The organism is Aeromonas sp. SrichE-2G, from assembly GCF_017939565.1.
Lineage (GTDB): Bacteria > Pseudomonadota > Gammaproteobacteria > Enterobacterales > Aeromonadaceae > Aeromonas > Aeromonas taiwanensis.
Map to the genome: position 1 here is coordinate 1 of NZ_JAGKRG010000011.1, position 22311 is coordinate 22311.

Below are 22311 nucleotides of genomic sequence, written 5' to 3' on the forward strand. Positions count from 1 at the left end.
GGTGCTGGTCACGCTGGCCTCGATGGTGCGGTCGGTGTCCGCCGCCAGGTCGCTGCCCGCCACCAGGATGGTGAAGCGGCCATCGGCATCCACCGGACCGGTGAACGGTTTGCCGTTGACGGTCAGGGTGACGGTGTCCCCGGCCTTGAACTCGCCGCTCACGGTGCCGCTGACCGGGATCGGCTGACCCGCTTCGGCGGCGTTGATGGCGTCGTCGTCGGTGATGTTGGCATCCAGCACAATGGCCAGGTCCACCGGCGCCGTGGTGTCGAGCACGGTGGTGTCGTCGGTGGCGCTGGCCGGGTTGCCCGCCGCGTCGGTGACGCTGGCATCCACGGTCAGGTTGCCATCCGCCAGACCGCTCAGATCGGCGCGGGTGTTGTAGTTGCCGTCGGCATCGGTGATGGCCGTGACAGTCACCTTGTCGCCCTTGGCATCGGAGATCACCAGGGTCACGGTGCGACCCGGGCCGACATCGGAGGTGCCGCTGATGGGCGCGTTGGCCACATTGGCCGCGTTCACGTCATCCAGGCTCACCGTGATGTTCGCCGTGGTGTCCACGCTACCATCATCGCTCGCAGTGCCTCTGTTGCCAGCAGGGTCAGTCACGCTTGCAGTCACGTCATAGCCACCATCCGGCAACGGCGTCACGACATCCGCGCTGTAGCTGCCATCCGGTTGTACCGTGGTGGTCAGGGTCTGCTGGTTGCCGTTGGCATCGGTCACCGTCAGGGTCACCGTACTGCCAGCGGGTGCATCCGTGGTACCCGTGATGGTCGGGGTGCTGTCATTGGTATTGTCCGGTGCATTCACCATCACGATCGGGGCTGTAGTATCCACGCTGCCATCATCGGTTGCGGTGCCGGTGTTACCGGCCGGATCTGTCACGGAAGCCGTCACCTGATAGCCCCCTTCGGCCAGCGGCGTGGTGACATCCACGCTGAAGCTGCCATCCGGTTGTACCGTAGCGGTCAGGATCTGCTGATTGCCGTTGGCATCGGCCACCACCAGGGTCACCGTACTGCCAGCGGGTGCATCCGTGGTACCGGTCAGGGTCGGCGTCCGATCATTGGTGTTATCGGGGGCAGAGACGGTGATGACGGGAGCGATGAGGTCAAGAAGTTCATCCTCGCCACCCTGGGCCTCGGCCAGTGGCGCAACAGCATCCGGGTTGGCACTCTCAAAGCCGGCGCTGGCGATGGTGGCATCGCCGGTTCTGTCGATGGTGATGAAGCCGCCATTGCCGCTGGTGCCCACCACGCCGCCGACATTGCCCGCTGCGGGTGCCCCGCCCGCTGCCGACGCTTCAAACGCCTGGGTCGGGTCCGCCCCTTGCAGGATGGCCTGTTGCAGGGCCGCGATATCGTCAGGCACCCCGGCTTGCGAGCGCTGAGCGAGTTGCACCTCGCCCTCTTCGGAAGACTTGCTCGGGCTCAGGGTGAAGGTGGTATCCCCTCCCTGGAAGCTGGCGCCTTCTGGAGCAAGCAGCACGGCATCCTTGGGCAGCTTATCGCCTTCAGAAAGAAGCGTCTGGCTCCCGTCTACCGCGACCAGATAGATCTTGCCTTGCAAATGGGTAACGACGACGTCCTGATCCAATACGATGCTCTTGCTGCTCATGGGCTCTCCTGACAAAAAATGGGCATAGCAATCCAGCCTCCAATGTGCCCGTTAATCAGACCAGAAACCAGTTAGAAAAATCGAATGAACAGACCAAAACGAAGCCCATTTTGGTAACTAAACCGAAGGGAACTAGAAGATGAATAAAATTAGTTAAATCAAGATCATCGATTATGACAGAACGGAGACGGGAGCCGTGGAAGCTCCCATCTCGGGACACATCAGGCGCCGGCCCAGAGCAAGATCGCCAGCAGTTGGGGAGAGATGATCCGCAGGAACATCACCAGGGGGTAGACAGTGGCGTAGGAGAGCGCACTGGCCCCGCTGGTCGGGTGCATGCCATTGGCGAAGGCCAGGGCGGGAGGGTCAGTCATGGAGCCGGCCAGCAGCCCGCACAGGGTGAGGTAATTGACCTTGCCATAGCGGCGCGCCAGCACCCCGACCACCAGCAGCGGGATCAGGGTGATCGCCACGCCGTACATTACCCAGGCGGGGCCGTCCCCGTTGATCAGGGTATCGATGAAACCGGCCCCCGACTTGAACCCGACCACCGCCAGAAACAGCACTATGCCGATCTCCCGCAACGCCAGGTTCGCACTCGGCGGCATGAACCAGTAGAGCTTGCCGATGCTGCCGATGCGCGACAGGATAAGGGCCACCACCAGGGGCCCCCCCGCCAGCCCCAGCTTGAGGGCCGCCGGGAACCCCGGCAGATAGAAGGGGATGGAGCCGAGCAGCACGCCAAGACCAATGCCGATGAAGACCGGCAGCATCTGCACCTGCTGCAGTTTCTGCTGTACGTTGCCGACCACGCTGGTCACCGACTCGATGGCATCGAGCCGCCCCACCAGATTCAGGATGTCCCCGAACTGCAGGCTGGTCTGGCTGGTCGGCACCAGCTCGATCCCGGCACGGTTGAGACGCGAGATCACCACGTCGTACTTCTGCTTGATGTCGAGATCGCGGATCCGCTTGCCGAGCACCTGCTCATTGGTGACAACCACCCGCTCGACCCGCAGATCCGTGCCCCGGGTGGAGAGGGAGGTATCCACCTCTTCCCCCAGTACCAGCAACACCTTGTGCAGGGCGTGACGCTCACCCACCAGATGCAGCAGATCGCCGAGCTCGATGCGCGAGTCAGGCCTCGGCACCATCAGTTCATCACCGCGCTTGAGACGCGAGCAGATGACGTCAGTCTCATCCAGGCTCGGGATCTCGCTCAACATCAGACCGTGCATGTTGGGGTTGCGCACCGCGATGTTGATGGTCTGCAGGCTCTCCTTGGTCTTGCCCGCCTGCTGCTCAAACTGGGTCGCTTCTTCGTCGATTTTGATGCGAAAAAACATGCGGATGAGCCACATGGTCAGCAAGATGCCGCAGATCCCGAACGGGTAGGCCACCGCGTAGCCCATCCCCATCAGGCCGGTAGAGCCGGGCGCCGCCCCCAGCTCCGCCAGGATCTGCTGGCCCGCCCCGAGGGACGGGGTATTGGTCACGGCCCCGGAGAAGACTCCGAGGATCACCGGCAGCGGCACATCGAACAGCTGGTGCAGCGCCGCCGCCACCACGCAACCGAGCAGCACCAGCAGGGCCGCAAAACCATTGAGCTTGAGGCCCGAACTTCGCAGAGAGGAGAAGAAGCCGGGACCGACCTGGATGCCGATGGTGTAGACAAACAGGATCAGGCCAAATTCCTGAATAAAATGAAGTGTTTGCTCATCCAGCTTCAAGCCGGATAGCCCGGCGAAGTGACCCACTATGATGCCGCCGAACAACACTCCGCCAATGCCCAGTCCCACGCCATAGACTCGCCAGTTTCCCAGCCAGAGCCCCAGCACCGCCACCAGCGACAACATGCTGATGGAAAGCGCGATTTCACTCATCGTTTGCATCCTTTCCAAGCTGAACTGACCCTAGCTTGTCAGCAAACGAAGAGGACGACTGTGGGGTGCCGCACGAATTCGGGCTTTCATGAGCGGAAAAATACCAATTAAGGGCTATAAAGCAGGCTTCTCATCACGAGGGATACACCACCTCCCACGAGGCAAAAACGGGAGCAAGACGGAGCCTCAGCGCCCGGACGTCCTCTCCCTCACCGACACTGAGCACCGCAGAAACGACGTATCGGCGCGATCAGACGTAACCATAGATGGCCATGAAGTGGCACAGACTGCCCCCCAGCACGAACAGATGCCAGATGGCGTGGTTGTAAGGGATGCGCTTGGCCACGTAGAAGATCACCCCCAGGCTGTAGACGAGCCCCCCCAGCCCCAGCAGCAGGAGTCCGGCCCCCTCCAGATGCAGGTAGAGCTGATAGATGACCACCAGCGACAACCAGCCGAGCATCAGGTAGGTAAACAGCGACAGCTTCTTGAAGCGATTGATGAACAGCAGCTTGAATACCACTCCGGCCAGCGCCAGGCCCCAGATCACCACCATCAATCCCCTGGCCAGCGGCGTGTCCAGTGCCACCAGCAGGAAGGGGGTATAGGTGCCGGCGATCAGCAGATAGATGGCACAGTGATCGAACACCTTGCACCAGCGCCTGGCCGTCGCCGACGCCATGCTGTGATAAAGGGTCGAGGCGAGGTAGAGCAGTACCAGACTGGCACCATAGAGGCCGTAGCTCAGCAACACCCTGGGGCCCTGATCCCACCCTTTGTGCAGCAGCAGGGCCAGTCCCAGCCCGCCCAGCAGCAACCCCAGCCCATGGCTGAGGCGATTGGCCCACTCTTCCCGTGGGGAATACCCCGTCACATCCGTCATCAACACCTCCAGTCCTGATCCGGCTCACTCTAGCGGCGGGAGTTTCAGGCTACAAGTGTTAGCTCAAAATAAAGCGACGACGGACCCGGGGGCAGGAGATGGCTGTGCCCCCCGCCCCTTTGGTGTATGCTCTGCCGCCGACGTCGCCCGCGCGGATGGCCGCGGCTGCCCGACAATCTGGTCTGGAGAACCTGATGAAGCTGACTGAACTGTTTACACAACCGGATCCCGACTTCGGCCAGGCCATCACGGCCCTGCTGGAGACCTTCCATCACTCCGACGACAGTCAGGCTCCCTATCAACGGGGCAGTTTCACTCACCAGCTCGACCAGTCTGCCATGCCCGACACCGGCATGAGCACCCAGGACTACCTGGCCCGCCTGGCCACCCTGGTCCCCGGCGCCTCCCACCTCACGTCGCCCCACTACATGGGGCACATGACGGCCCCCTTGCCGGCCTTCACCGCCGAGCTCTCCCGGCTGCTGGTGATGCTGAACCAGAATCCCATGAAGATGGAGTCCTCCCGCCTGTTGAGTTTTCTCGAACGGGAGGTGCTGGCCAAGTTGCACCGCCTCATCTATCGCGGGGAGGACGACTTCTATGGCGCGCAGATGCATGCCAAGGATGCGGCCCTCGGCGTCATGACCAGCGGGGGCACCATCGCCAACGTCACTGCCCTCTGGCTGGCCCGCAACCGGGCCTGTGGCGACAACCTGTTTTCGCTCTTTGAGCAGGGTTACCGCGGGGCCGTGATCCTGGGGTCGCGGCTGATGCACTACTCCTTCGACAAGGGGATGGACCTGCTGGGTCTGGGCGCCCGCAGCGTCTGGCGCCTCGACACGGACGAACACAACCGGCTCTGCCTGGCGGCGCTGGAGAAGGCGCTGGTCCAGTGCAAGGAGCAGAAACTCAAGGTGCTGGCCCTGGTCGGCGTGGCGGGCAGCACGGACTTCGGCTCCATCGACCCCCTGCCCGAGCTCGCCGCCATCGCCCAGCGCGAGCAGGTCCACTTCCACGTGGATGCCGCCTGGGGGGGCCCCACGCTCTTCTCCCCACGCTATCAAAGCTTGCTGGACGGCATCGACCAGGCCGACACCGTGACTCTGGACGGCCACAAGCAGCTGCTGGTGCCGCTCGGTACCGGCATGCTGCTCTGTCGCCAGCCGGATCTGATGATGACGGTGAAACGCGAGGCGCCCTACGCCATTCGTGCCAGCTCCTTCGATCAGGGGCGCTTCACCCTGGAGGGCACCCGTCCCGCCAACGCCCTCTATCTGGATGCCGCCTTCCAGCTGCTGGGCCGTCAGGGCTATGCCCGGCTGATCGACGCCAACTACGACAGGGCACGGCGGATGGCTGAGCTCATCGACGCCAGCCCCGCCTTCGAGCTGATGTCAGCTCCGGTGATGAACCTGCTCTCCTATCGCTGCATCCCCCCTCACCTTCAGGGCAGGGTGCTGGATACGGCGGCCAACGACGAGATCAACGCCTTCAACGTCGCACTGCAGAAGGCGCAGCGCGCCGAGGGGCACAGCTTCGTCTCCCGCACCCAGCGCGCGGTGAGCCGCTACGGTGAGCAACCACTCACTCTGCTGCGCGCCGTCCTGCTCAACCCCCTCATCGAGGAACGCCACATCCGCACCCTGCTGGACGACCAGCTGCGCCTCGGGCGCCTCGTTGCCGATCAGCTGTTCGGCCAGGGGAGCTCATCCGGGGAAGGAACTGTGTGAAAGATGGGCGGTCTTATTCATTTGCCGTTGTCTGACAGGCAGGTACACTGAGTGAAATTTTGAGGTTAGAGCCCAGCATGAAGCAGTTTATCGAGTTTATCCCCCTGATCGTCTTCTTCGCGGTCTACAAGTTCTACGACATCTATACCGCCACCGGCGCCCTGGTCGTCGTCACCGGTTTGCAGCTGCTCTACAGCTGGCTGCGTTACCGCAAGGTCGAGAAGATGCAGCTGTTTACCTTCCTGCTGGTCGGTTTCTTTGGCGGTCTCACCGTCTTCTTCCACGACGACGCCTTCATCAAGTGGAAGGTGACCGTCATCAACGTGCTGTTTGCCCTCGCCCTGCTCATCAGCCGCTACGGCTTTGGCAAGAACCTCATCAAACAGATGCTGGCCAAGGAGCTGCAGGCCCCCGACCGCATCTGGGACAACGTCAACCTCGGCTGGGTCGGTTTCTTCGCTCTCTGCGGCCTGCTCAACCTCTATGTGGCGTTCAACCTGTCACAGGAGATGTGGGTCAACTTCAAGGTCTTCGGCCTGCTGGGCATGACGCTGGTGTTCACCCTGCTCAGCGGCGTCTATCTCTATCGCCATCTGCCGGCCGAGCAGAAGGCGGAACAGAAAAAATAACCGCAACCAGAAAAGGATTCTCGCATGTGGTATCTCATCTATTCCGAAGACGTGGCCAACAGCCTGCCCCAGCGCAAGCTGGCACGCCCCGCCCACCTCGCCCGCCTGCAGGCCCTGCAGGATGAGGGACGCCTGCTGACAGCAGGCCCCAACCCGGCCATCGACGCCGAAGATCCGGCCGATGCGGGCTTCACAGGCAGCACCGTCATCGCCGAGTTCGCCAGCCAGGCCGAGGCCAAGGCCTGGGCCGATGCCGATCCTTACGTGGCGGCCGGTGTCTACGCCAACGTGACCATCAAGCCGTTCAAGAAGGTCTTCTAGCTTCACCTCCTGGTAGCTAGCGCCCATGAAAAAGGCCGGACTGTGTCCGGCCTTTTTGCATCTGTTCAGCCCCCATGCCGGCTCAGGCCTTCGCCACGAACCAGGGGTTGAGGATATCCGGCTTGTTGTACGCCAGCGCACTGCCATCAAGTTGCGTCACGCTCCCCCCCGCCCCTTCCAGCACCGCCTGGGCGGCGCCGGTATCCCACTCGCAGGTCGGGGCGAGGCGTGGGTAGAGCGCCGCGCCCCCCTCGGCAATGATGCAGAACTTGAGGGAGCTTCCCATGGAGACCAGCTCAATCTCCCCCCGCGCCATATCACCAAAGCGGGCCAGGTAATCCAGTGTTTCCCGGGAGAGGTGATTTCGGCTACCCACGACCCGCAAGGGCTCCCCTTTCCGATGAGGGCGAGTCTGGATGGTTTCATGCCGACCTTCCACAACACGCCAGGCGCCGAGCCCCTTTCCGCCATACCAGAGCTTGTCCAGTACAGGGGCATAGACCAGCCCCCAGCGCGGGGTACCCTGTTCAATCAGGGCGATATTCACCGTGAACTCGCCGTTACGGGAGACAAACTCCTTGGTGCCATCCAGCGGGTCCACCAGCCAGTAGCGGGACCAGCCGAATCGCGCCGCCATCACCTCTGGGGAAGACTCTTCCGACAGCACGGGAATGTCGGGGGTGAGCCGGACCAGCGCCTGGACGATCACCTCGTGGGCCCCCTTGTCCGCCGCCGTCAGCGGGCTCTCGTCCTGTTTGTACTCCACCGCAAAGGGCTGACTGTAGATGGACATGATGGCGTCACCGGCGGCGCGGGCGATGGGCTCCAGCTCGGAAATGGCGGGTAGATACATAGAAAAGACATCTCTCTCAAAGGGTTAGTCAGTGTAACCGAGAGCCCCCTTGTCGGCTTATAGCCGATTCGCCTGAATTATTACCCTGCTACTTTTCACAGACGAAAAGTGACGCAGTCCAGCTAGCTTTCTATAGCCATCCGGCATCCAACAAGGACGTGAAACCATGAACCCCAAAGCTCTCGTTGCAGCCCTGTTGCTGGGCTGCCTCCCTCTGCTGGCTCAGCCCGTACTGGCCGCCGACAAACCGGCCACCAAGCCTGCCGCGACCGTCGCGACCGCCACGGAGGCCGGCAAGATCAACCTCAATACCGCCAGCGCCGATGAGCTCGCCTCCCTGAAGGGCATAGGCGAGAAGAAGGCACAGGCCATCGTCGACCATCGCGAGAAACAGGGCAAGTTTACCTCTGTGGACCAGCTAGCGGATGTCAGCGGCATCGGACCAGCCACCCTGGAGGCCAATCGGGACATGATTATTGTCAAGTAATCCGTTTGAACCCCCATCATACTGAGGGCGGCCTGTGGCTGCCCTATTTTTCTTGGGGTATCATGAGCCCACTTCGTATTTTCGGACTCACTCCATGAAAAAGACACCGCTCGTTGTTCGCAAGGCCGTCCTCCCTGTCGCCGGCCTGGGTACTCGCATGCTGCCCGCCACCAAGGCCATCCCCAAGGAGATGCTGCCGGTCGTCGACAAGCCCCTGATCCAGTATGTGGTGCGCGAGGCCATCGCAGCCGGGATCAAGGAGATCATCCTGGTGACTCATTCGAGCAAGAACTCCATCGAGAACCACTTCGACAAGAGCTTCGAGCTGGAAGCGACTCTGGAGAAACGGGTCAAGCGCCAGCTGCTGGAAGAGGTGCAGCACATCTGCCCCAAAGACGTTACCATCATGCACGTGCGCCAGGGTGAGGCAAAAGGCCTGGGCCACGCGGTGCTGTGCGCCCGCCCGCTGATCGGGGATCAGCCCTTCGCCGTTTTGCTGCCGGACGTACTCATCGACGAGGTGGCCAGCGATCTCAAGCAGGACAACCTGGCGGAGATGGTGCACCTGTTCGAAGAGAACCAGATCAGCCAGATCATGGTGGAGGCCGTCCCCGAGAGCGAGGTGGACAAGTACGGCATCGCCGACATCAAGGGCGAGGCGCTGAGTGCCGGCATGTCCCTGCCCATGCAGGCCATCGTCGAGAAGCCGCCCCGCGATGAAGCCCCCTCCAATCTGGCCGTGGTCGGCCGCTACGTGCTCTCCGCCAACATCTGGCCCCTGCTGGAGAAAACCCCGGCTGGCGCCGGAGACGAGATCCAGCTGACCGATGCCATCGCCATGCTGATGGAGAAAGAGCAGGTCAACGCCTATTTCATGAAGGGACGCAGCCACGATTGCGGCAGCAAGCTGGGCTATATGAAAGCCAACGTGGAGTACGCCGTGCGCCACCGCGAGCTGGACGGTGATTTTACTGCCTGGCTGAAGCAGTTCGTCAAACAGTTGTAATCGCTGAATATTTACACAATAGGCAGAATAAAAGTCTGGGCATCATTCGATGCCCATTTTCATTTTATAAACAAATAATCAACCATAGATAGATAAAATATCGTCAAAACCTGTCATTGTAATTCAATCCTGCTTGTTTTATAAGGAATATGGCTTGTTCCTAGCCCTTGCATAAAATTTCTAAAAAAATATAAGACACAGGTGGAAGTTCCAATGAATAACCCGTCCAAAGGGACCTTCTTAGGTCACCCCAAAGGGCTTTTTTTGCTCTTTAGTACTGAACTCTGGGAGAGGTTCTCCTACTACGGCATGCGTGCCGTGCTCGTCCTCTATCTGACCGACATGACCGCCAACGGCGGCATGGGCTGGACCCAGGCGGATGCCCTCAAGCTGTATGGCATCTATACCGGTCTGGTCTACATCACGCCGATCATCGGCGGCTGGCTGGCAGATACCTTCCTGGGTCAACGCCGCGCCATCCTGTTTGGTGCCGTGCTCATGGCCGCCGGCCAGTTCACCCTGGCTCTGCCCCACGCCATGTTCCCGGACATGGTCAACACCGTCTTCTACGCGGGCCTCGGCCTGCTGATCGTGGGTAACGGCCTGTTCAAGCCGAATATCTCCACCATGGTGGGCGACTTGTATCAAACAGGTGATCACCGTCGTGACGGCGCCTTCACCATCTTCTACATGGGTATCAACCTGGGTTCCCTGTTGGCCGGTGTAATCTGTGGCGCCGCTGCCACCGCCTACGGCTGGCAGGCCGCCTTCGTCAGCGCCGGTATCGGCATGCTGCTCTCCCTGGTGGTACAGGCCACCATGGCCCAGCGCTTCCTTGGCGACATCGGCCGTGTGCCGGCCGCCAAGCGCGCCGCCGAGCAACGCTCCCAAGAGCAGAAGGCCCCGCTGACCAAGCAGGAAGTAGACCGCATCAAGGTCATCCTGGTGCTGGGTCTGTTCACCATCATCTTCTGGGCCGGCTTCGAGCAGGCCGGTGGCCTGATGAACCTGTATGCACAGGAATATACCGATCGCATGATCGGCAGCTTCGAAGTGCCGACCGCCTGGTTCCAGTCCCTGAACCCCTTCTTCATCATCACCCTGGCCCCCATAGTCGCCGCCATCTGGATCAAGCTCGGCAAGAAAGAGCCGAACTCCCCGGTGAAGTTCGCCATGGGCCTGCTGTTCCTCGCCGTCGGCTTCCTGTTCATGATCGGTGCCGTGCTGGAGCAGGGCGGTGATCAGGCCGTCAAGACCTCCATGTTCTGGCTGGTCGGCGCCTATCTGTTCCACACCCTGGGCGAGCTCTGCCTCTCCCCCATCGGCCTCTCCATGGTGACCAAGCTGGCTCCGCTGCGCCTGGCCTCCCTGATGATGGGTGCCTGGTTCGGCTTCGTGGCCCTGGCCAACTATGCCGCCGGCTTCATCGGCTCCTTCGTCGGCGAGTCCGGCGCCATGGCCATCTTCGGTGGCATTGCGCTGGCCGCCGTCATCAGCGCCCTCATCCTGCTGACCATGGCCAACCGCCTGGTCTACTGGATGCACGGTGCCGAAGGTCCGGCCAAAGAGCCGGAGCAAGAGAACAAGCTGCAGTCCGCCACCGTCTGATCGGCCAGGATGCTGCAACGTAAAGAGGGCGCCAACAGGCGCCCTCTTTGTTTCTATCTTCGCCACGCGGCTCAGTGATGGCGTACCTGCATCGTCAGGGCGCTACCACTGTCGCTGCGAAACAGCAGCTCGAACGGTTCGTGCCAGCTGCGCCTGTGCAGGGCATAGCGGCTGCTGCGCATCAGGCCGAGCGGCAACCCGCCACAACGCATCAGCCAGTGCGGCGAGGTGAGGCCCGCATTGGCAAAGGTCAGCCCATCCTCCTGATCGAACAGCAGGGCCGCCATGGCAAAGGAGTGGCGCAGGCCCGACTCCAGCAGTTGCAGATTGAGGTAATCCAGCAACCTGTGCGGCTGGGCGAGCAACCGGCTCTCCTGCTGCTGGAACTGGCGATAGGGGCCGTTCATCAGGGAGCGCACCAAGGCCCCGCAGAACGCGGCGTCCACGCCGAGCACTGGCAGCTCCATTACCAGCACCAGCAGCTTGTCCTCCAGCTTGAAGGTATCGGGAATGAAGAGGTTGCCCATGCCGGCAAAGGTCACCTGCCAGGGCCCCCACTCCTGCATCCCCGGCGGTGCCAGCCAGGCCAGCAGACGACTCGAGGCCAGATCGTGTCTCCGGAAGAAGTCGATGTGCTCCATCAACTCCAGCTGTTGGGTCTGATGAACATGGCTCGTCAGACACTGATCGATGCTGCGCCGGATCTGACCATAATCAGTCACCGGCTTGATGAAAAAGTCTCTGGCTCCCGCCCGCAGTGCCCGTTCGATCGCGGCCATCTGATCCTGGCCAGAGATGACGATCACCGGCACCTCGGGGTAGCGGGCCGTGAGGCAGGCGATCACCTCATGGCCATTCATGTTGGGCATATTGAGATCACACAACACGACGTCGGGATGATAGAGCGCCGCGGCAGAGAGTCCTTCTATTCCATCTTCAGCCTGGAAGACACAGGCCCCATCCTGCTCGAGATAAGATACCAGAGAGTGGCGAAAAACTGCTTCGTCTTCTACCACCAAGATCCGTAGTCCGGCTTTTGACATCTTGACAAAGCTCTTATTAGTCATATGGTTATTTGAATACTAAGACTAGATCATCGAGCTCCGATCCCGCCACCCGATATTGTCGAGGCCCCCCGAAATAGCCGACAAGTTTCCCAAGCATTTGAAAGGGGATGACTATTTTATCGGCTCTCAATCCGGAGCTGTGACCTCTTCGTAGTGACCATGGCCCACCCCACACCCGCCTCCATGGGCACCACGAATTGTATGAGGCCCCTCCATGAGGGATAATGCCCCCACTCCAGATCGTGAAGCAGACCATGACGCCAGCCGAATACAGCGCCCTCGCCCATCCCAGACTCTCCCATCCGGCACGTAGCCTCTACACCCTGCAGCTGCGCCGGCTGGTACTGGAGCATAGGCCGCCCAGGCTCAACTACCCCGAGCTCGGCCGCGCCTTGGCGGTCGTCGACCCAACCACGCCCGGCGGATTCAGCTACCAGGTCAACGCCCGCCAGCTGACCGAGCTGCTCGACGAGCTGATGGAGGCTGAGTTGTTGCAGGTCGAGGCCCAGGCTGACAGTGAGCACTACCATCAGAGCCCCTTCCAACTGCCTCTGCTGACCCAGCGGATACGCTCTCCCTTGCCGGAGCGCCCCTTCCAGATGCACCTGCAATGGCGACCAGACGAGGAGCTACCCGCCCTCGCCCGCCTGTGCGGCGTGATCGATGCCAGCTACAGCGAGGAGGATCTCGGGGAGTTCATCGCCTACTGGCTGGGCCGCCCCGAGGTATTCGACTCCCAGCACCAGTGGATGCTGAAGTTCATTCGCGCCCTCAAGAGTCGGCGCTACGCCCGCCGCCCGGCGACCGTGGTCACGGGGTACCAGCAGGTCGCGCCAGCCCCCGTCGAGGCGGGTCCGAGCCGCCGGGCACAGGAGATGATCGATGAAGCCAAACGGCTGGCACAAGCTCAGGAGCCCGAGAATGATTGATACCAGGCGACCACGAAGTGCACTATTGACGCCCTGCCCATCCAGCCACAGCCCTAGCAGAAGGAGCATTCCATGACAGATCCGCACGACCCGCTGCGCCAGGCACTGGAGGAGATCGAGGCCAGGCGCCAGAGGATCGCCAAGGCCAAGCAGGAGCAACAGGGACACGATCCCGAGCTCAAGCGCCACGTCAACAGCCTGCAGGAACGTATTCTTCGGCTGCGGGCCGCAACCGGCGGCAGCCAGTACGACTACGAGACACTGCGCAAGGAGTATGACGCCAAGGCCAACGCCGAGGTACGCGAGCTGCAGAAGGCGGCGCGCCAGGAGCGGATCCAGAAGCTGATCGCCCAGGCGGATCTCAATCCGGACTGGCTCTTCGACAAGATGGATGCGAGCGACCCCGCACTGCAGTATCCCATCGAAACGGCTCGCTACTTCATCAGCGGCTTCGAGCACTGGGAGAAGAGCGGCGGCGGCTGCATGCTCATCTATGGCGACTATGGCACCGGCAAGTCCACCCTGGCGGGCGCCGTAGCCCACGAGTTGATCGCGCGCCATCAGAAATCGGTGATCTTCCAGCAGTGGGCCTCCATCGTGGACCGGCTCTTCTTCAACGTCATCCAGGATCAGGAGGAGCGCAACCAGTACCGCCGCGCCCTGGAAGAGGTGGATCTGCTCATCGTCGACGAGGTGGCGGCCAACCGCGCCAAGATGGCGGAGAGCCAGTCCAGCTTCCTCGGCCACCTGCTGCGCCGCCGTCGCAACCTGTCCAAAAGCGTCATCATCATCACCAACCACAATCCCCAGAGCCTGCATCAGGCCATAGGTGACTTCAGCTTCGAGGCGATCAAGGCGTTCAACCCGGTGGACATCCACCTGAGCGGCCCCAGCCGTCGCCCCAGCATCGGCAACTATCAGGGCTGACGCCTGCGGGCCGGCGTCCTCGACATCAGGCCCGCCATTTCCCCTCCCATCCTCACAAATAAAAACAACTCTCATTTACATGAGGCATGCGACCCCCTAGGCTAACCGTTTTGCCCAAGGAGGCTCTCAGATGCCAACCACTCTCATCTTCGGCGCAAGCCGCGGGCTGGGCCGTGCCTTCACCCAGCAGGCCCTGCTGCTGGGTCACAGGGTCGTCGCCCTGGTGCGCCATGTCGACATGGCAACCGAGTTGCAAGCCCTGGGCGTTGAAGTCGTCATCGGGGATGCCCTGGATCCACAAGCCGTGGCCCAGGCTTGCCTGCTGGCAGGCAGCGGCGCCCTGGTGGTCTCCACCCTCGGCAGCTTCCGCCAGGTCGATCCCGTCGACTACCTCGGCAATCGCCAGGTGGTCGACGAGATGGAGCGTGCCGGGCTCAGGCGCCTGCTCCTGGTCACCTCACTCGGCTGTGGCGACAGCTGGCAATACCTGCCCGAGCGGGCCCGCGTCGCCTTCGGTCACGAGGTGAGGCTCAAGAGCCTGGCGGAGAGCTGGCTGCAGACTAGCACCCTTGACTGGACCATCTTGCGACCCGCCGGCTTGCAGGATGGGGAGGCCTGCGGCCAGGCCGTGTTGAGCCAGGGAGAAGAGGTGCACGGCCTGGTCAGGCCCCAGGACGTGGCGATACGGGGTTTGCGACTGCTCACCGACCAGGAGGCGTGCGGCCAGATCTACGCCATCGCCGACCCCAGCCTCAGCCGGGGGGGAGCTGCGGAAAACAAGACGGTCAGCCCAGAGGCTGACCGTCTTGTTGTTCACCTTGCGTTGATGGCCTCTAGCGAGAAGAAGGTTCACCCGCTCCCGCCGTGGCCGGCTCATCCAGCGTTCCCTGATGGCCCGCAGGGCGTGGCTGCCGCCGATGCAGCAACCAGCACGCCAGTACGCCATACAGCAGCGCCAACCCCCACAGCCGCCACCAATAGGCAGAGACCTGGGCAAAGTCGGCCCCCATCTGGTTGAGGCGCAGGAACCCTTCGATGGCCGCCGTGCTCGGCACCCACTGCCCCAGCCAGTTGAGCGGCGCCGGGATCAGCTCCAGCGGCCAGATAAAGCCTGCGAGGAACACCAGCGGCAGGGAGGAGAGCAACACTACCTGGGTCGGCAGATCGCGACGGTTGGCCAGGGCCCCCAGCACCACTCCAAACCAGGTGGTCGCGAGCAGGAACGGCAGGGTGAACAGCCAGAGCTCCCCGGGCGCCGCAGTGCGGGCGATGCCGTAGTGATCGAAGCAGAAGCCGAAGAAGTAGGTCACCGGCAGCACGAAGAGGCCGCCCACCACCAGGGTTCGCGCCAGCAACAAGGCCAGCACGGGGGCCCGCTGCCAATAGCCCTGCTCGCCACGGCGAGTGCGCTGATTCTGGGTTGCCCCCAGAATGCCGGTCCCCATCAGCAGCACCTGGTGCAGGATCAGCACGAACACCGCCGGTACCACGTAGTTCACATAGCCCATGGTGGGGTTGAACACCGGCACCACGTTGAGGGCCACCGCATTCCAGCCCTGGGCGGCCTGGGGCAGTGCCTCCCCGTGGCTCAGCAACCGGGCCACCTTGACCTGGGCGGCGAGCGTTCCCCCCGCCTGGGCCAGCCCTTCGGCAATGGTGCCATAGACCAGGAAGTAGGAGGCGTCGCCGGCATACCCCAGGGTCACGCTCCTGCCCAGCATCAGGTCCCGGTAGAAGTGGCGGGGAATGTGCAGGATGCCGCTCCCCTTGGCAGTCAGCAGCCACTGGCGCGCCTCATCCAGGCTGCCCACCCGCGCCACCAGTTTCACCTGGGGGGTGGCATCGGCCATGAACTCCAGCTGGCGGGAGAGCTGGCTGCCATCCTCGTTGACCACCACCACGGGCTCTTCCCGCGGCAGCTGGTGCAGGTAGGGCTGCGGATAGAGGAAGGAGTAGAAGAAGACGCCGCCAAACAGGGTCAGCATGATGGCGCGATCCGCCAGGAGCGTACGCAGCTCGAGACGCACCAGATCCCAGAATCCCATCATGGTTTGGGCTCCTCATGAACAGGGGTCGCACTCGCCTGCCCCTGATAGCGGCGCACCACCAGCAGCAGGGGCAGCAGGAAGAGCAGCAGGGCCCCGAGCTGGGGCAGGGCCGCCGCCAGCGGCTGGCCGTAGTTGCTCTGCCCTATCTGCAGCTCCACATAGTGGGAGATAGGCAGGAGGCTGCGCCAGAACTGGGCCACGTCCCCCATGGCGCTGACCGGGAAGGTGACGCCCATGAAGGCGAAGCCTGGCGCCGTATAAGCGCCCGCCAGAGACAGGGCCCGCGCCGGATCCCTGATGATGGCGTAGAAGAAGGCCCCCATGGTGACGCAAGCGGCCGAGGCCAGCCCCAATCCCGCCGTCAGTACCAACCAGCTGCCTTCCATGGGATACCCCAGCCCCTTGAAGAGCAGCAGGCTCCACCCCAGCCCCCAGCCCCAACCGATGAGCACATGAGGCAAGAGGGTGCGCCAGAGGCCGAACCAGACCCCTCTGGTGGCCCAGTCCAGCCCGAGGCGATCGGTGCGGGCCAGGGCGTTGAGGCCGTAGAGCACCACCAGAATCTGCCACACCGCCGGCAACAGGGCGCTCAACAGAAACTGGGCGTAGCTGGAGTTGAGGTTGTAAAGCGCGGTCACTTGGCTCGCAACGGGCACCGACTGTCCCAGGGCGCCGGGCAGCGCCTTGCCGTCAGCCATGGCCGAGAGCACGCCCACCTGGCCGTTGAGGGTGCCCACCACCTGCGCCAGCGCCGAATTGACCAGCTTGGCGATCAAAATGAACTGGCCGTTGTTGAACACGGTCACCCTGGGCTGGGTCCCCTGGCGGGCATCCCGCTCCAAGTGGTTCGGGATCACCACCAGGGCGTAGATGTTCCCTCCCCGCAGCGCCCTGGCACCCTCGTCGATGGAATCAAACTGCTGCGCGACCTTGAGCCCGACGGACGCATCCAGAGAAAACGCCAGTTGCCGGGAGAGGGTGCTCCGGTCGAGATCCACCAGACCCACCTTGAGATCCCGTGCCAACCCGGCCGAGAAGATCCAGCACAGCAACCCGATCAGCAGCAGGGGCACCCAGCTCACAAGCGCCCGACTGAACGAGTCCTGCCACAGCAGCCGCCATTCGCGCCCCATCAGAGCTCGACCAGCACGCTCATGCCGACCCGCAAGCCTTCAACCGGCTGCAAGGGGCGCGCCTCCACCTGGAAGCTCTTCATGTCGAACCCCTGGCGGGTATCGGTGGCGCGCCAGGTGGCGAAATCCCCCATCGCGGCCACGTGGGTCACCTTGAGGCGCACCGTCTGGTCACCGAGGCCAGGGATGCGGGCGTCGAATTCGGTACCCACCGGGAAGCGGGGCAGCAGATCCTCGCGGATGTGGAACTGGGCCCAGGCATCCTTCATGTCGAGCAGGGTGACCACGGGGAAGCCCTGGGGTGCCAGCTCGCCGCTACGCAGCAGCACCTGGGCGACTTCCCCCTCGTGAGGGCTGGTGATGCGGGTGTCGGCCAGGTAGGCCTCGACCTCGGCCACCGAACCGGCCGCCATCTTGGCCTGCTCGCGTGCCGCCACCTTGGTCTCTTCCCTCGCCCCTTCCAGAGCCATCTGGTATTGCTGCCAGGCCATGCCTTCGCTGTATCTGGCCGCCTGCCAGGCCGTCCAGGCCTCATCGCGCTTTTGCAGCGGCATGACGCCGTCGCGGTGCAGGCTGGCGATACGTTCGTAGGTTTTGCCACGGAGCAGGGCAGCCGCCTTGGCCTGTTGCCACTGATCCTTGGCGGCCGCGATCTGCTGGACCCGCGCTCCCTTCTCGGCCTCTTCGGCCATGGCACCTGCCGCAGCCTGACCCGCCTTGGCCTGGCTCAGCTTGGCCTCGATCTCGGGGCTCGCCAGAGTGAACGCCAGCTGCCCCTTGGCAAGCTGATCCCCCTTCTTCACCAGCACCTCGTCGATGCGGCCCGCCACCTTGGAGGAGACGGAGTACTGCTGCGCCTCTATCTGCCCCTGCAGGCGCACCGGCTCGGGCTGATAGGCCAGCCAGAAGCGCCAGCCCAGCCAGATGACCAGCAATACCAGCGCCAACGGCAGCAGCAGCGGCTTGCCCTGGCTCATCTTCTTCTTGATGGGGGGATGACTCATGAATTCACCTCGGCAGACGGGCGACCCTTGACGGTCGACACGGACATGAAAACGGGAACGGAGTGGCGCGTGCTCATGAGTTCACCTCGATGGCCTGGCCATGCTGATACTGGTTGAAGCTGTTCATCTGACCAGAGAGCGCCAGCAGGCGGGCCAGAGAGATCACATACTGATAGGCGGCGGCGGCACGCTGGGTCTTGACCCCGGCCAGCTGGGTCTGTGCATCCACCACGTCCAGAGAGGTGGAGAGCCCCTGACCGAACGCCTTGTCCCGCAGCCGCACGTTCTCCTCGGCCAGGGCCTGGGTCGAGGAGAGGGAGTGATACTCCTCCAGCCCCTGGGCCGCCTCGCGCCACGTCTTCTCGACCAGCAACTCCAGATCCTGGCGGGTCTTGGCCTGCAGTAGATTGACCTGGAGTTCGGCGCTCTTGGCCGCCTGGACCGTCTCTGAGCGGCCATCACGGCTCACCAGCGGCATGCTGACCCCGACCCCGACCAGCCAGTCCGGCGTGGTCTTGGAGACGATGGAGTCATCTTCATAGAGGTTGTAGTTACCGAACAGGAACAGCTCGGGCGCGTACTTGCCCTTCTCCAGCTTGATCATGCCCTGGGCCTGCTCCTTCTTGGCAGCCAGCAGCTTGAGGCCGGGGTGCACCGTCAGGGTCTCCTGCACGAAGGGATCGAGCTGGGGCATACCCTCGTTGATGAAGAGGCGGGTATTGGGCTCCGCCTGCTTGAGCTTGAGCATGTGGCCGAGGGCCAGCTGGGCGATCTCCAGGCTGCGTCGCGCCTTCTGGGTATCGATGCGCGCCCTGTCATAGGCCGACTGGGCGGAGAGCAACTCCACCCGGGCGATCTGGCCCTGGGCTTCCAGCTTCTTGGCGTGATCCAGATGATGAGCCAGTCCCTCCTCTATCCCCTGCTTGGTCTGCACCACCTGGGCCGCCAGCACCACCCCGAAGTAGGTCTGGGAGAGGCTCTCGAAGGTGGACTGCTGCTTGAGCACCAGCAGTTGCTGTGCCTCGCTCACCTGGGCCTCGCGAATATCCTGGGCCGCGTCGATGCGCCCGCCCGTGAACAATGGCCACAACATCTTGACCGAGCTGGTCACCACGTTCTGCTTGGTGAGGGGAGTAACGAAGTCGCTGGGGCTGAGATTGAGCGCCTGCATGACGGGTCCCAGCACCTTGCCAAACTCGGGATGATTGGCGATGGGATTGAGATCCAGCATGTCGAGTTCCATCGGCTGATCGAGGTGGGTATAGCTGGCCCCCACATCCACCTTGGGCAGGTACATGGCCTTGGCCGCCTCCCGCAGTTGCTGGGCGCGTTCCACCCCGGCCTGCTCCGCCGCCAAGCCATCATCCTGCTGGATGACCCGACTCCAGGCTTCGGTGAAACTGACGGTCTGTGCCTGGGCAGAGCCCAGCATGGCTCCCAGCAGGCATGGACAGAGCGATTTGATGAACCTTGACGTCATACATCCCCAATTCACGTTTGTAATGAAATTGTGTGGAGCCTTTGCTCGATTCCGGCCCGCTATCATAGCCTAAAGCAGCTTGGGAAGGAGACTCACAAATCACCGCGCCCCCCATTCGTTTGACCCTGGACATGCTCCCAGACAATATGTCCGATTTTCAAGCACTCCTGAATTTGCAAGCCTTGGCGCGACGTTTTTTTCAGAAAAAAATGGCTGACGCTCAAATACTAACCTTTTCTCCTGACTAAAAAATGCGTAATATACGCCGCCCTAAGCCGATGGTAACCGTGGAATGCAGATAGGTCCCCACACGCTTGAAACTCCCCTGATCGTGGCCCCCATGGCCGGTGTAACAGACCGACCATTTCGTGAACTTTGTTTACGTTTGGGAGCCGGCATGGCCGTTTCCGAGATGCTGCTGGCCAACCCGGATGTCTGGGATACCCAGAAAACCCGGATGAGAATGGATCACTCTGCTGAAGGCGGCTTGCGATCGGTCCAGATTGCCGGTTCCGACCCCGAGATGATGGCGTTTGCTGCCCGCTACAACGTGGAGCAGGGCGCTCAGATCGTCGACATCAACATGGGATGTCCGGCAAAAAAAGTGAATAAGAAGCTGGCAGGTTCCGCCCTGCTGCGTCAACCCGATCTGGTCAGAACCATCTGCCGGGCCGTGGTGGATGCGGTGGACGTGCCTGTCACCTTGAAGATCCGCACAGGATGGGATCCGGATAACCGCAATGGCGAGGAGATCGCCCGAATCGCCGAAGATTGCGGTATCGCGGCCCTTGCCGTGCATGGTCGTACCCGCGCCTGCCTCTACAAGGGGGAAGCGGAGTACGACACTATCAGGGCGATTAAGCAGGCCGTATCGATTCCTGTTGTCGCCAATGGCGACATCAACAGCCCGGAGAAGGCCCGGTATGTCCTCGACTATACCGGTGTCGATGCCGTGATGATCGGCCGTGCTGCGCAAGGACGACCCTGGATTTTCCGGGAAATCCGCCATTTTCTTGAGACGGGCACCAAGCTGCCGCCTCCCGACAGGGAAGAGGTTCGCACCCTGATGAACGAGCATGTTACCAATCTGCACCAGTTTTACGGTGCATATCTGGGAGCGCGCATTGCCCGTAAACACGTGGGCTGGTATCTGGATGAAGAAGAGGCGGGCCGAGAATTCCGTAAGCACTTCAATGCCCTGGATTGTGCAGATGCACAGCTTGAGGCACTCGAAGCGTATTTCGATGGATTAGGTTAACGCATAACTAAAGAGCCGACCGAATATGTTCGAACAAACCCTGACTTCTGATGCATTGGTAACAACTACTCACAATCACGCTGCCGAGCCGACCCAGCGCCCCCTGCGTGACTCTGTGCAACAGGCCCTGCGTAACTACTTGGCCCAGTTGAACGGTCAGGAAGTGATTGATCTGTACGATATGGTTCTCTCCGAAGTCGAAGCTCCCATGCTGGACGTGATCATGCAGTACACCCGTGGCAACCAGACTCGCGCCGCCGTGATGATGGGTATCAACCGCGGTACCCTGCGCAAGAAACTCAAGCGCTACGGTATGAACTGATTTCAGTCAGCCTGCTGCAGTGCAGACGAAGGCGTATCCCAGCGATGGGATACGCCTTTTTCTATGGTCGGTGTTTACCTTCTCACTCCACCGCCAGCTTGATGCCGAGCCCCACGAACAACCCGCCCATCACGCGCTTGAGCCAGGTCGCCACTCGGGCAGGCAGACGCACCTTGCTGCTCGCAAACGCGGTGGAGAAGGCTAGCAGATGGCACCAGATCATGCCGTTGAAGTTGAAGATGCAGCCCAGCACGATAAAGGCCAGCGCCTTCTGCGGCGCCGCCGGATCGATGAACTGGGGCACGAAGGCGAGGAAGAAGAGCGCGACCTTGGGATTCAGCACATTGGTGAGCAGCCCTTGCCGGAAGATCCGGCCATAAGAGAGCCTGGACAGTGCCACAGTCTCATTCACAGCGGCTGCAGCGCCAGGCCTCTGCCTGAGCAGTGAAATCCCCAGATAAACCAGATAGAGCGCCCCCATCAGCTTGATGACGGCAAACAGCTCGGCCGATGCACTCAGCAGGGCCGATAGCCCCAGGGCTGCGGCCAGCACATGTACCATGGTGCCGGTCCCTATCCCCAGTGCCGCCATGGAGCCTGCCCGCCACCCTTGGGAACCGCTGCGCAGCATGATGAGCAGGGAATCGGGCCCGGGCATCATGTTCAGCAATAGCCCGGATACGATAAACAACGCCAGATCGTGGATCCCCAACATACACAGCTCCCTTGTCGATGAAATTCACAGTCTAAGGATCCGGCAACGCTTGTCACTCCCTCCCGCCGCAATAGTGATCATCAGAAAAAGGAATGGCAACTCATTGCGCTCAGAGTCATCACCCCAGGACGATTGGAAACCACCTTGGCAAGTAGACTCTTTATGCGAAGGAAAGGAATGGCAGATGCAGTAGAAGTAGCAGGAACAGCAGGTGTAAAGGAAAGCAAGGCTACCGGGAGCCGAATATCAGGCAATAAAAAAGCCCGCTCAAATGAGCGGGCTTCTTCAATTGGGTGCCTGGCAGTGTCCTACTCTCGCATGGCGAATGCCACACTACCATCGGCGCTACAGCGTTTCACTTCTGAGTTCGGCATGGGGTCAGGTGGTTCCACTGCGCTATTGCCGCCA

The 22311-nt window shown here is 62.0% G+C and carries 20 protein-coding genes, 1 rRNA gene and 1 pseudogene; 11 read left to right on the plus strand and 11 right to left on the minus strand.

What is annotated here, in order from left to right:
* The 3 genes from J9885_RS13420 to J9885_RS13430 all read right to left on the minus strand — a co-directional run.
* Positions 1-1620, minus strand: a 1620-nt coding sequence (locus J9885_RS13420; RefSeq protein WP_210549760.1) for a retention module-containing protein, incomplete at its 3' end; no start/stop codon positions are given.
* A gap of 221 nt (positions 1621-1841) precedes the next feature.
* The gene (locus J9885_RS13425) at positions 1842-3503 is read right to left on the minus strand and encodes a putative transporter (protein WP_210549761.1); all 1662 of its coding nucleotides are present in this window, start codon (positions 3501-3503) and stop codon (positions 1842-1844) included.
* A 250-nt stretch (positions 3504-3753) separates the two neighbouring features.
* Positions 3754-4386 (minus strand): hemolysin III family protein, encoded by a 633-nt coding sequence (locus tag J9885_RS13430; protein ID WP_134697112.1) that lies wholly within the window; start codon positions 4384-4386, stop codon positions 3754-3756.
* A 194-nt stretch (positions 4387-4580) separates the two neighbouring features.
* On the opposite strand from J9885_RS13430, the gene J9885_RS13435 reads away from it, so the two are divergent.
* The 3 genes from J9885_RS13435 to J9885_RS13445 all read left to right on the plus strand — a co-directional run bounded on the left by J9885_RS13435 (position 4581) and on the right by J9885_RS13445 (position 7066).
* Positions 4581-6116, plus strand: a complete 1536-nt coding sequence (locus J9885_RS13435; protein ID WP_210549762.1) for an aminotransferase class V-fold PLP-dependent enzyme — start codon at positions 4581-4583, stop codon at positions 6114-6116.
* 77 nt (positions 6117-6193) lie between these two features.
* Positions 6194-6745: a septation protein A gene (locus J9885_RS13440; RefSeq protein WP_210549763.1), complete on the plus strand. Its 552-nt coding sequence runs from the start codon at positions 6194-6196 to the stop codon at positions 6743-6745.
* Positions 6746-6769: 24 nt separating this feature from the next.
* Positions 6770-7066, plus strand: a complete 297-nt coding sequence (locus J9885_RS13445) for a YciI family protein (protein WP_043764228.1) — start codon at positions 6770-6772, stop codon at positions 7064-7066.
* A gap of 82 nt (positions 7067-7148) precedes the next feature.
* On the opposite strand, the gene cysQ is transcribed toward J9885_RS13445, so the two are convergent.
* Positions 7149-7919, minus strand: a complete 771-nt coding sequence (cysQ, locus tag J9885_RS13450; RefSeq protein ID WP_210549764.1) for a 3'(2'),5'-bisphosphate nucleotidase CysQ — start codon at positions 7917-7919, stop codon at positions 7149-7151.
* Positions 7920-8085: 166 nt separating this feature from the next.
* Between cysQ and J9885_RS13455 the strand changes: the two genes are divergently transcribed.
* From J9885_RS13455 to J9885_RS13465, 3 genes are all read left to right on the plus strand, one after another.
* Positions 8086-8406 carry a helix-hairpin-helix domain-containing protein gene (locus tag J9885_RS13455; RefSeq protein ID WP_210549765.1) on the plus strand — a complete coding sequence of 107 codons (321 nt, stop codon included), beginning with the start codon at positions 8086-8088 and terminating at the stop codon, positions 8404-8406.
* Between the two features lie 94 nt (positions 8407-8500).
* Complete coding sequence (gene galU / locus J9885_RS13460; protein WP_210549766.1) at positions 8501-9412, plus strand: UTP--glucose-1-phosphate uridylyltransferase GalU; 912 nt, start codon at positions 8501-8503, stop codon at positions 9410-9412.
* A 213-nt stretch (positions 9413-9625) separates the two neighbouring features.
* Positions 9626-11020, plus strand: coding sequence for a peptide MFS transporter (locus J9885_RS13465; RefSeq protein ID WP_134697108.1), 1395 nt, complete (start codon positions 9626-9628; stop codon positions 11018-11020).
* A 71-nt stretch (positions 11021-11091) separates the two neighbouring features.
* Here J9885_RS13465 and J9885_RS13470 read toward each other — a convergent pair whose 3' ends face one another.
* Positions 11092-12063 carry a response regulator gene (locus J9885_RS13470; RefSeq protein WP_210549767.1) on the minus strand — a complete coding sequence of 324 codons (972 nt, stop codon included), beginning with the start codon at positions 12061-12063 and terminating at the stop codon, positions 11092-11094.
* 278 nt (positions 12064-12341) lie between these two features.
* Between J9885_RS13470 and J9885_RS13475 the strand changes: the two genes are divergently transcribed.
* The 3 genes and pseudogenes from J9885_RS13475 to J9885_RS13485 all read left to right on the plus strand — a co-directional run.
* A complete protein-coding gene (locus tag J9885_RS13475; protein ID WP_210549771.1) occupies positions 12342-13016 on the plus strand; it encodes a DnaT-like ssDNA-binding domain-containing protein in 675 nt (224 codons plus the stop codon).
* Positions 13017-13088: 72 nt separating this feature from the next.
* Positions 13089-13943, plus strand: coding sequence for a DnaA/Hda family protein (locus tag J9885_RS13480; RefSeq protein WP_210549768.1), 855 nt, complete (start codon positions 13089-13091; stop codon positions 13941-13943).
* Positions 13944-14073: 130 nt separating this feature from the next.
* Positions 14074-14703, plus strand: a pseudogene (locus J9885_RS13485) (SDR family oxidoreductase); the annotation flags it as partial.
* 73 nt (positions 14704-14776) lie between these two features.
* On the opposite strand, the gene J9885_RS13490 reads toward J9885_RS13485, so the two are convergent.
* From J9885_RS13490 to J9885_RS13505, 4 genes are all read right to left on the minus strand, one after another.
* Entirely contained in the window at positions 14777-15991 is a 1215-nt protein-coding gene (locus J9885_RS13490) for an ABC transporter permease (protein WP_246876955.1), read from the minus strand.
* Positions 15988-17124 carry an ABC transporter permease gene (locus J9885_RS13495; protein WP_210549769.1) on the minus strand — a complete coding sequence of 379 codons (1137 nt, stop codon included), beginning with the start codon at positions 17122-17124 and terminating at the stop codon, positions 15988-15990. The genes J9885_RS13490 and J9885_RS13495 overlap by 4 nt, the downstream gene beginning before the upstream one ends.
* On the minus strand, positions 17124-18128 hold the full coding sequence (locus J9885_RS13500; RefSeq protein WP_210549770.1) for an HlyD family efflux transporter periplasmic adaptor subunit: 1005 nt from the start codon (positions 18126-18128) through the stop codon (positions 17124-17126). The genes J9885_RS13495 and J9885_RS13500 overlap by 1 nt, the downstream gene beginning before the upstream one ends.
* 73 nt (positions 18129-18201) lie before the next feature.
* The gene (locus J9885_RS13505; RefSeq protein WP_043764218.1) at positions 18202-19608 is read right to left on the minus strand and encodes a TolC family protein; all 1407 of its coding nucleotides are present in this window, start codon (positions 19606-19608) and stop codon (positions 18202-18204) included.
* A 292-nt stretch (positions 19609-19900) separates the two neighbouring features.
* Between J9885_RS13505 and dusB the strand changes: the two genes are divergently transcribed.
* Both dusB and fis read left to right on the plus strand, forming a co-directional pair.
* Positions 19901-20866 carry a tRNA dihydrouridine synthase DusB gene (gene dusB, locus J9885_RS13510; protein ID WP_043764217.1) on the plus strand — a complete coding sequence of 322 codons (966 nt, stop codon included), beginning with the start codon at positions 19901-19903 and terminating at the stop codon, positions 20864-20866.
* Between the two features lie 25 nt (positions 20867-20891).
* Positions 20892-21188, plus strand: a complete 297-nt coding sequence (gene fis / locus J9885_RS13515) for a DNA-binding transcriptional regulator Fis (RefSeq protein WP_005309538.1) — start codon at positions 20892-20894, stop codon at positions 21186-21188.
* A gap of 82 nt (positions 21189-21270) precedes the next feature.
* Here the strand turns inward: fis and J9885_RS13520 are convergent, their stop codons facing one another.
* Positions 21271-21903: a LysE family translocator gene (locus tag J9885_RS13520; RefSeq protein WP_043764216.1), complete on the minus strand. Its 633-nt coding sequence runs from the start codon at positions 21901-21903 to the stop codon at positions 21271-21273.
* 295 nt (positions 21904-22198) lie between these two features.
* Positions 22199-22311, minus strand: a 5S ribosomal RNA gene (gene rrf / locus J9885_RS13525); the annotation flags it as partial.

Coding starts and splice junctions, on each gene's coding strand:
- J9885_RS13455 (WP_210549765.1), top strand. CDS start 8,086: ATGAACCCCAAAGCTCTCGTTGCAGCCCTGTTGCTGGGCTGCCTCCCT.
- J9885_RS13505 (WP_043764218.1), bottom strand. CDS start 19,608: ATGACGTCAAGGTTCATCAAATCGCTCTGTCCATGCCTGCTGGGAGCC.
- J9885_RS13520 (WP_043764216.1), bottom strand. CDS start 21,903: ATGTTGGGGATCCACGATCTGGCGTTGTTTATCGTATCCGGGCTATTG.
- J9885_RS13490 (WP_246876955.1), bottom strand. CDS start 15,991: ATGATGGGATTCTGGGATCTGGTGCGTCTCGAGCTGCGTACGCTCCTG.
- J9885_RS13465 (WP_134697108.1), top strand. CDS start 9,626: ATGAATAACCCGTCCAAAGGGACCTTCTTAGGTCACCCCAAAGGGCTT.
- J9885_RS13500 (WP_210549770.1), bottom strand. CDS start 18,128: ATGAGTCATCCCCCCATCAAGAAGAAGATGAGCCAGGGCAAGCCGCTG.
- J9885_RS13495 (WP_210549769.1), bottom strand. CDS start 17,124: ATGGGGCGCGAATGGCGGCTGCTGTGGCAGGACTCGTTCAGTCGGGCG.
- J9885_RS13480 (WP_210549768.1), top strand. CDS start 13,089: ATGACAGATCCGCACGACCCGCTGCGCCAGGCACTGGAGGAGATCGAG.
- J9885_RS13470 (WP_210549767.1), bottom strand. CDS start 12,063: ATGTCAAAAGCCGGACTACGGATCTTGGTGGTAGAAGACGAAGCAGTT.
- dusB (WP_043764217.1), top strand. CDS start 19,901: ATGCAGATAGGTCCCCACACGCTTGAAACTCCCCTGATCGTGGCCCCC.
- J9885_RS13440 (WP_210549763.1), top strand. CDS start 6,194: ATGAAGCAGTTTATCGAGTTTATCCCCCTGATCGTCTTCTTCGCGGTC.
- J9885_RS13475 (WP_210549771.1), top strand. CDS start 12,342: ATGACGCCAGCCGAATACAGCGCCCTCGCCCATCCCAGACTCTCCCAT.
- cysQ (WP_210549764.1), bottom strand. CDS start 7,919: ATGTATCTACCCGCCATTTCCGAGCTGGAGCCCATCGCCCGCGCCGCC.
- J9885_RS13425 (WP_210549761.1), bottom strand. CDS start 3,503: ATGAGTGAAATCGCGCTTTCCATCAGCATGTTGTCGCTGGTGGCGGTG.
- J9885_RS13430 (WP_134697112.1), bottom strand. CDS start 4,386: ATGACGGATGTGACGGGGTATTCCCCACGGGAAGAGTGGGCCAATCGC.
- J9885_RS13435 (WP_210549762.1), top strand. CDS start 4,581: ATGAAGCTGACTGAACTGTTTACACAACCGGATCCCGACTTCGGCCAG.
- fis (WP_005309538.1), top strand. CDS start 20,892: ATGTTCGAACAAACCCTGACTTCTGATGCATTGGTAACAACTACTCAC.
- galU (WP_210549766.1), top strand. CDS start 8,501: ATGAAAAAGACACCGCTCGTTGTTCGCAAGGCCGTCCTCCCTGTCGCC.
- J9885_RS13445 (WP_043764228.1), top strand. CDS start 6,770: ATGTGGTATCTCATCTATTCCGAAGACGTGGCCAACAGCCTGCCCCAG.